The organism is Streptomyces sp. NPDC001880 (genome assembly GCF_053594575.1).
The window spans coordinates 1-1,164 of the sequence record NZ_JBSFET010000296.1 but is presented as its reverse complement, the minus strand read 5'-3'; the positions used below and the strand labels follow the sequence as shown (position 1 = coordinate 1,164).

The 1,164-nt window shown below is 67.9% G+C and carries 1 protein-coding gene and 1 pseudogene; both read left to right on the top strand.

Annotated elements, in window-relative coordinates:
• The first annotated feature begins 14 nt into the window (after positions 1–14).
• Complete coding sequence (locus tag ACWCQ6_RS37405) at positions 15–800, top strand: electron transfer flavoprotein subunit beta/FixA family protein (protein ID WP_451096985.1); 786 nt, start codon at positions 15–17, stop codon at positions 798–800.
• A 59-nt stretch (positions 801–859) separates the two neighbouring features.
• A pseudogene (locus ACWCQ6_RS37400) lies at positions 860–1,164 on the top strand (electron transfer flavoprotein subunit alpha/FixB family protein); the annotation flags it as partial.

Genomic DNA, 1,164 nt, shown 5'->3' with positions numbered 1-1,164 from the left:
GTAGGAGAGCCGGCGTGAGCTTGAGGATCGTTGTCTGTGTGAAGTACGTGCCCGACGCCACCGGTGACCGGCATTTCGCCGATGACCTGACGGTGGATCGGGACGATGTGGACGGTCTGCTGTCGGAGCTGGACGAGTACGCGGTGGAGCAGGCGCTGCAGATCGCGGACGAGGCGGATGGTGCGGAGGTCACCGTGCTGACGGTGGGTCCGGAGGATGCCAAGGACGCGTTGCGCAAGGCGTTGTCGATGGGTGCGGACAAGGCGGTTCATGTCGAGGACGACGATCTGCACGGCAGTGATGTGATGGGTACGTCGCTGGTGCTGGCGAAGGCGGTGGAGAAGGCGGGTTTCGACCTGGTGGTCTGCGGTATGGCGTCGACGGACGGGGCGATGGGTGTGCTGCCGGCGGTGCTGGCGGAGCGGCTGGGTGTGCCGCAGGTGACGCTGTTGTCCGAGGTGTCGGTCGAGGGTGGTGTGGTGCGGGGTCGTCGTGACGGGGACTCGGCGTCGGAGCGGGTGGAGGCGTCGTTGCCGGCGGTGGTGTCGGTGACGGACCAGTCGGGTGAGGCGCGTTACCCGTCGTTCAAGGGGATCATGGCGGCGAAGAAGAAGCCGGTCGAGTCGTGGGACCTGGGGGATCTGGGGGTCGGGGCGGACGAGGTCGGTCTGGCGGGTGCCTGGACGGTGGTGGATTCCGCGGCGCAGCGTCCGGCGCGTACGGCGGGCACGATCGTGAAGGACGAGGGTGAGGGCGGGCGGCGGCTGGCCGAGTTCCTCGCGGGTCAGAAGTTCATCTGACCGGCTCCTTGGCTGTTCCTTTCGTCTGTTCTTTGCTACTGGCAGGAGATTGAAGTCCCATGGCTGAAGTTCTGGTCTTTGTCGATCACGTGGACGGTGCGGTGCGCAAGCCCACGCTGGAGTTGTTGACGCTGGCGCGTCGGGTGGGTGAGCCGGTGGCGCTCGCGGTGGGTGCGGGTGCCGCGGGTACGGCGGGTGTGCTGGCGGAGCACGGTGCGGTGCGGGTTGTGACGGTGGATGCGCCGGAGTTCGCGGAGTATCTGGTGGTGCCGAAGGTGGATGCGTTGCAGGCCGCGTGTGAGGCGGTGTCGCCGGTGGCGGTGCTGGTGCCGTCGTCGGCGGAGGGCAAGGAGGTCGCGGCGCG